The following is a 6,397-nucleotide window of genomic DNA, read 5'->3' as shown; positions in this document are numbered from 1 at the left end:
CCCGCGGCGCATTCCGCCGCGATCAAAGAGATCAGTGCCGCCTCGGCCTCGGCCCGGTTGCGCAGGTAGCGCGGGGCCTCGTCCACACCGTAGCGCGTGATCCCGAGCCAGATCGCATCCCGACAGGGCCGCGGCCCGGTGTCGTTGCCGCCCGACCAATCCAGCATCGCGATCGTGTCAAACGGGGTCACAAGCCCACCTCTGCCAAGATGAAATCGGCAATGCCCTTGGTATCGTTGAGGTCAAAGAGAGGGCGGTCGATGGTCAGGGTCGTATCGCTCGCCACAGCACGGATGGTGGAATCATCGGTGGCGATCAGCGGATTGCCAGTCTCGGCGCGAAACGCCTCGACCTTGGGGTGGCGGTCGCGCTTGTAGCCTTCGACCAGCACCAGATCGACCGGTGCGAGTTTTTGCAGCAGGGTTTCGAGGCTCGGTTCCTCAGCATCCCGCAATTCATGCATCAAGGCAAAGCGGTTGCGCGAGGCCAAAAGGACCTCAGTCGCGCCTGCGATGCGGTGACGGTGGCTGTCCTTGCCGGGTTGGTCCACGTCAAAGGTATGGTGCGCATGTTTCACGGTCGAGACAGTATAGCCGCGTCCGGTGATTTCCGCCACCAGCCGCTCCATCAGCCCGGTCTTGCCCGCGTTCTTCCAGCCGGTGACGCCATATATCCTCATGCTGCTGCTCTCCTGCGTGCCACGTCCAGATCCTCGGGCGTGTTGACGTTGAAAAAGGGATCGGATGTGTCGTCAAACACCGCCTCGCGCCCGTGGTGTTTGTCGGTCCAGATCACCACCTTGCGTAGCCCATCCATCAGCGCCGCGCGCAGATCGTGGCGCAGCGCCGTGGGCCAGAGGCCAAAGGTGGGATGGCGGATCAGACCGCTGCCGCTCATGGATTTGGTGTCAGTATCGCCGCGCGGGGTCGCGGCAAGGACGAGCGGATGCGCCATGCCTGACGCCACCTCCATCAGATGCGCCACAAGATCGGTCGGGAAGAATGGAGTGTCGGCGGCGACGGTGACGATGGTGTCAGCCCCCTGCCCCGCCGCCCAGTCGAGACCGGCCAGAACGCCCACCAGCGGCCCGGCGAAGCCGGGGATGGGATCAGGCAGAACCGGCAAGCCAAACGCCTCAAAGCGGGCGGGCTCGCCATTGGCGTTGAGCGCCATCGCCCCCGCCTGCGGGGCCAGACGGTCCATCACATGCGCAAGGATCGGGCGGTCATCGAGCAGCAACAACCCCTTGTCGCCGCCGCCCATGCGCGTGGCCTGCCCGCCGGCGAGAATGACCCCGAGGGGACGGTTCATACGTCTGCCCCTTTGCGGCGGTGTTTCTTGTCCTCATCGCCCACGCTGTCGGGGTCTGCATCGCGCAAAAGACGGTCATCGCCTGAAAGGCAGACAAAGCGTTTGCCGCGCATCCGGCCAATCAGCGTCAGCCCCACCTGACGGGCGATTTCCACACCCCAAGCGGTAAAGCCCGAGCGTGAGGCGAGCACCGGAATCCCCATCATCGCGGTCTTGATCACCATTTCAGAGGTCAGTCGTCCGGTCGTATACAGCAGCTTGTCGCCCGCCTCGACACCTTCGCTCAGCATCCAGCCTGCGATCTTGTCGACGGCGTTGTGGCGGCCCACATCCTCCATATAGACCAGCGGGCGGTTGCCCTGGCAGAGCACGGTGCCGTGAATCGCGCCTGCCTCAAGATAGAGCGAGGGGGTGCGGTTGATCACGCTAGCCAAGGCATAGAGATCAGAGGTCTTGACCGTCACGGCAGGCAGGGTCACGCCCTCCAGCCCCTCCATCATGTCGCCAAAGACGGTGCCCACTGCGCAACCGCTGGTGCGGGTCTTTTTCTTGAGCTTTTCCTCGTAACTGGTCTGACCATCAGTGCGCACCACAACGGTTTCCAGCTCTTCATCATAGTCAACGCCCAAGACCGTCTCTTGCGGTCCCAGCATCCCCTGATTGCGCAGGAAGCCAAGCGCCAGATATTCGGGATAATCGCCAATCGTCATGGCGGTCACGATTTCCTGCGCGTTGAGGAAAATCGTGAGCGGGCGTTCTTCCACCACCGAAATCTGCGTGCGGTTGCCCTCGTGATCCATTCCCTCGACCGCACGCGTAAGACGCGGGGCGGCAGGGTCAGGTGCGATGAGATAAGACAGGAGGTCCTCGGTCGTGGCCAATTGCATCTCCTTCTGGCATTGGGTAGGCGGTGTCAGAGCACGGGGGCAACTTAGGGGCAAGCGGTGCATAGGCAAACCACCAATTCGACCTATTGGCAAGGCGTGCGCGACGGCGCGCCCTTCATTCTGGTGATTGTTCCCTTCTCGCTGCTCTTTGGCGTGGTGGCGACCGAGGCTGGGCTGAACGTGTTTGAAACGCTCAGTTTTTCGGTTCTGGTGATCGCCGGGGCTGCGCAATTCACGGCGCTGCAATTGCTCAGCGATGGCGCACCTACGGCGATTGCGCTCATCTCCGCCTTGGCGGTCAATCTGCGGATGGCGATGTATTCCGCCTCTCTCACGCCCTATATCGGCGGCGCGAGTTTGGGACAGCGGGCGCTGGCCGCCTATTTCACGGTGGATCAAAGCTATACCTGCGCCATCGTTGCCTTTGAGAAGAACCCCGATTGGTCGATCCCCCAAAGGCTCGCGTATTTCTTTGGCGTGGTCACGCCCATATGCCCGCTCTGGTATATCTTCACTCTGGTCGGCGCACTGGTGGGCACCTCGATCCCCGAGGGGTTGGCGCTCGATTTCGCGCTGCCGATCACGTTTCTGGCGATGATTGCGCCGATGCTGCGCACGCCTGCGCATCTGGCGGCGGCGTTTGTGTCTGTGACCTTGGCGCTGGTCTTTGCCTTCCTGCCCTATAACCTCGGGCTTCTGGTCGCGGGTCTTGCGGGCATGATGACCGGCGCGCAGGTCGAACTGATCCTCGAGCGGCGCAAGGAGGCGCGGCTGCCATGATCGACAAGACAAGCCTCTGGACTGTGATCGTGCTCTTGGGTCTGGGCAGTTTCGGGCTGCGCTTTGTCTTTACTGGGCTGATTGGCGACCGGCCCTTGCCTGCGTGGCTGCTCCGGCATCTGCGCTATACGGCGGTTGCGGTGCTGCCGGGGCTGGTGGCTCCTCTGGTGGTCTGGCCTGCGGCGACGGGTGGCACGCTCGATGCGCCGCGCATGGCGGCGGCTTTGGTGACGCTGATTGCGGGCTATGTGCTGCGCAATGTGATCGTGGCGATCCTCTTGGGCGCGGTCACACTCTACGCCGGGCTGGCGCTCATGGGACAGATGTAGGCCCGCTCAGGCAAAGATCTGCGCTGCGTGCTCGGCCATGTAAATCCGCAGCCACGGCGTATAGCGCGTGGGATGCATGCGGATCGCAGCATTGAGCGCATTGAGCGAAATCCAGCGCGTGTCCATCACCTCTTCGGGATTGGGGCTCAGGGCGCAGCGCGCAGGCAGGCGGCACATGAACATATCCACCACCTCATGCTCGGTCAGACCACCGCCGACATCGGCGCGATACTCGACCTGATCGCGGTGGGTGAGCGTGAGGCCGGTGATGCCCAATTCCTCGGACAGTCTGCGATGCGCGCAGGCCAGCGGCTCTTCGCCCCAATGCGGATGGGTGCAACAGGTGTTGGCCCAGAGACCGGGGGTGTGATATTTTCCAAGCGCGCGGCGCTGGATCAAGAGATCCTCGCCCGCCATGACAAAAACCGACACCGCCTTGTGCCGCAGCCCGCGCTGATGCGCCTCGAGCTTGTCGACAGCGACCAGATCGCCGCCAATCCATGTCGGGATGAGCGCGTTCATGTGCGGGTCGCGGAGACCAGCCGCGTCAGATGGGCGAGGTTCTTCAACCCGATCTTGAGATGCGCCATCGGCCGCGCCTTGACCAGTTTCTTGTTCATATAGGCCTCGAATGTCAGCCGTTGCACATCAATGTCATGGCAGAGCGAGACAAACCGCTCGCGCCGCTCGTCGGACCTATAATAGGCATTCTGCATCGACGCCAGAACCCGAAACACGGTCTTGTGCTCGCGCATGAAGAGTTGCCGTGCCAATTTGAGATCGCGTGTGCGCCCCGAGGCAAGACAGGCGCTCGCCGCCGTTGCGGCCACGCGCCCCCCGACCATAGCGTAATAAATCCCCTCGCCTGAGGAGGGCGCAACAACCCCCGCGGCGTCGCCTGCCAACACCACGTCGCGGCCATTGTCCCAGCAGTCCATCGGCTTGAGCGGGATCGGCGCGCCCTCACGGCGGATCGTCGGACAATCGGTAAGACCCGAGGCCGCGCGCAGATCGGCGGTGGCTTGCTTGAGATCGACGCCCTTGACCATCGACCCCATGCCAACGCTCGCGGATTTGCCATGCGGAAACACCCAGCCATAGAAATCCGGCGAAATCGCGCCGTCATAGATCACGTCGCAGCGTTTGGGATCATAGATCGCAGTCGCTTCCGGGGCCTCGATGATTTCGTGATAGGCGATGACATAGGGGATCTTGTCGCCGCCCGGCACCTCGTCCCGCGCCACATTGGAGCGCGCGCCATCGGCCCCGATGATCAGGCGTGTGGACAGGCTGCGCTCATTCCCCGTTACCTTGTCGCGGTAGATCACCGCCGGTGTCGGTCCGCTGCGGTCAATCCGCAGATAGGTGCCGGTGGCGCGCACCGCCCCGGCCTGTGCTGCACGCACCCGCAGGAATTCGTCGAAATGCTCGCGATCCACCATGCCGACAAAGCCGTTCTCGATGGGAATATCCACATGCCGCCCCGTGGGCGAGATCATGCGCGCGGTGGTGATCTTGGCCACGATCTGATCATCGGGCAGATTGAAATCGGCAATGAGGCGCGGGGGGATCGCCCCGCCACAAGGCTTGATCCGCCCGGCGCGATCCAAGAGCGCCACCTTGTGCCCTGAGCGGGCCAAATCTTCGGCTGCTGAGGCCCCGGACGGGCCGCCCCCGATAACGACAACATCATACATGGTCATTCCCCCGGAACGAGTGTCGCGCCCCGGTCGCGACCGTGATCAATCACCCTGAGCGCCATCAGCGCCGAGAGCACGAAGAGACCGGCCTCAAAGAAAAAGACCGTGCCAAATGCCGTGGCATCCGTATCGGACACAAGGCGCATGAGATCGACCGAGGCCGCGCCCATCAGGCCGCCAAAGCCTGCGGCCATCGCCTGCGCCGCCCCCCAGAGGCCCATGCGCGTGCCTTCGCGCGCCTCGCGCCCCTGCCCCGCAAGAGCCATCATCGCGCCAATCGCGCCCACCGCGAACATGCCGTTGAAGAACCCGAGCACGACGACGATCGGGACGAGTGCCGCCGCCGTGCCCGAGGCCCCGAGCAGCGCAATCGCTGCAAGCGCCGAAGCCGATCCCAGACAGCCCGCCACAACCCAATGCCGGATCGAGCCAAGGCGCAGCCCCGTGGCCGCAACCCCGACCGTCAGCATGCCAAGGAACACCCCGCCATTCTGCGCGCCGCTCAGTTGGGTGGATTGGCCGGGGGTGAAATGAAACACCAACCCGGCATAAGGCTCGAGGATGAGTTCCTGCATGAAATAGGCGGTCATCGACAGGAAGACGAAAATTGTAAAGAGCCGCGCCTCGCGCTCGCCCCAGATCTCGGCCAGCCCCTCGCGAAATCGCATGGGGCTATCTGCGCGGGCGGGTTGCGCCCCGACACGCGCCTCGATGCCGTAAATGGCAAGGGCCGTCAGCACGACCGCGCCAACCGCCACGACACCGACGATTTCCAACAACAAGGCCGGGCTATAGGGATCGAGAAACCCGCCAACAACTGTCGCCGTCACGGCAATGCCGCCGATCATCATGAGCCATGTGATCGTGGCGGCGGCAGCCCGGCGCCGCGGGGCCGTGGCCGTGGCCAAGAGCGCCAAAAGCGACGTGCCCGAGGCGCCAACCCCCACGCCAATGAGCGCATAGGCAAGGATCGACAGCGCCAGACCAAGGCCGAATTGCGTTTCCATGATCACCACGGCCAACGCCGCCAGATACCCGCCCGAGGCCAGCACCGCCATCCCACCGATGATCCACCGCGTGCGATGCCCGCTGGTATCCGACAGATAGCCCCAATTGGGCCGCGTGATTTGTATCCCGTAATGCAGCGCCACCAACAGACCCGGCAAGACCGCAGGCAGCGCCAATTCCACCACCATCAGGCGATTGAGTGTCGAGGTGGTCAGAACCACCACCGCGCCCAAGCACATTTGCACCAGACCCATGCGGAAAATCTGCAACCAACTCAGCGTCATGGCGCGCCTCCGATCATGCGCAGGGCAAAGGCCGCGATCATCATGCCGGTGACATAGGCCATCACCCCGGTCCCGTTATACCAGGGCGCGCGGCCCTT

The 6,397-nt window shown here is 63.6% G+C and carries 8 protein-coding genes and 2 pseudogenes; 2 read left to right on the top strand and 8 right to left on the bottom strand.

The window, feature by feature from the left end; all coding sequences use genetic code 11:
* The 4 genes and pseudogenes from KBT70_RS03105 to KBT70_RS03090 all read right to left on the bottom strand — a co-directional run.
* Positions 1 to 191 (bottom strand): annotated as a pseudogene (locus tag KBT70_RS03105) (molybdopterin guanine dinucleotide synthesis); the annotation flags it as partial.
* Positions 188 to 679: a molybdopterin-guanine dinucleotide biosynthesis protein B gene (mobB, locus tag KBT70_RS03100; protein WP_296628660.1), complete on the bottom strand. Its 492-nt coding sequence runs from the start codon at positions 677 to 679 to the stop codon at positions 188 to 190. The gene mobB and the pseudogene KBT70_RS03105, both read right to left, overlap by 4 nt.
* Positions 676 to 1,311, bottom strand: coding sequence for a molybdenum cofactor guanylyltransferase MobA (gene mobA, locus KBT70_RS03095; protein ID WP_296628657.1), 636 nt, complete (start codon positions 1,309 to 1,311; stop codon positions 676 to 678). Before mobA ends, mobB begins: the two co-directional genes overlap by 4 nt.
* Complete coding sequence (locus KBT70_RS03090) at positions 1,308 to 2,198, bottom strand: formate dehydrogenase accessory sulfurtransferase FdhD (RefSeq protein WP_296628655.1); 891 nt, start codon at positions 2,196 to 2,198, stop codon at positions 1,308 to 1,310. Before KBT70_RS03090 ends, mobA begins: the two co-directional genes overlap by 4 nt.
* 57 nt (positions 2,199 to 2,255) lie before the next feature.
* On the opposite strand from KBT70_RS03090, the gene KBT70_RS03085 reads away from it, so the two are divergent.
* Both KBT70_RS03085 and KBT70_RS03080 read left to right on the top strand, forming a co-directional pair.
* On the top strand, positions 2,256 to 2,978 hold the full coding sequence (locus KBT70_RS03085) for an AzlC family ABC transporter permease (protein WP_296628651.1): 723 nt from the start codon (positions 2,256 to 2,258) through the stop codon (positions 2,976 to 2,978).
* Positions 2,975 to 3,307, top strand: a complete 333-nt coding sequence (locus tag KBT70_RS03080) for an AzlD domain-containing protein (RefSeq protein ID WP_296628649.1) — start codon at positions 2,975 to 2,977, stop codon at positions 3,305 to 3,307. The genes KBT70_RS03085 and KBT70_RS03080 overlap by 4 nt, the downstream gene beginning before the upstream one ends.
* 6 nt (positions 3,308 to 3,313) lie before the next feature.
* Here KBT70_RS03080 and idi read toward each other — a convergent pair whose 3' ends face one another.
* From idi to KBT70_RS03060, 4 genes and pseudogenes are all read right to left on the bottom strand, one after another.
* Positions 3,314 to 3,829 carry an isopentenyl-diphosphate Delta-isomerase gene (idi, locus tag KBT70_RS03075; RefSeq protein ID WP_296628648.1) on the bottom strand — a complete coding sequence of 172 codons (516 nt, stop codon included), beginning with the start codon at positions 3,827 to 3,829 and terminating at the stop codon, positions 3,314 to 3,316.
* Positions 3,826 to 5,004, bottom strand: a complete 1,179-nt coding sequence (locus tag KBT70_RS03070) for a geranylgeranyl diphosphate reductase (RefSeq protein ID WP_296628646.1) — start codon at positions 5,002 to 5,004, stop codon at positions 3,826 to 3,828. The genes idi and KBT70_RS03070 overlap by 4 nt, the downstream gene beginning before the upstream one ends.
* A 2-nt stretch (positions 5,005 to 5,006) precedes the next feature.
* Positions 5,007 to 6,299, bottom strand: a complete 1,293-nt coding sequence (locus tag KBT70_RS03065; RefSeq protein WP_296628643.1) for a BCD family MFS transporter — start codon at positions 6,297 to 6,299, stop codon at positions 5,007 to 5,009.
* Positions 6,296 to 6,397 (bottom strand): annotated as a pseudogene (locus KBT70_RS03060) (bacteriochlorophyll/chlorophyll a synthase); the annotation flags it as partial. The gene KBT70_RS03065 and the pseudogene KBT70_RS03060, both read right to left, overlap by 4 nt.

Source organism: Roseovarius sp. (assembly GCF_018066915.1).
Taxonomy (GTDB): domain Bacteria; phylum Pseudomonadota; class Alphaproteobacteria; order Rhodobacterales; family Rhodobacteraceae; genus Roseovarius.
Note: the sequence above shows the minus strand (reverse complement) of the source record. Positions and strands in the feature narration are given on the sequence as shown.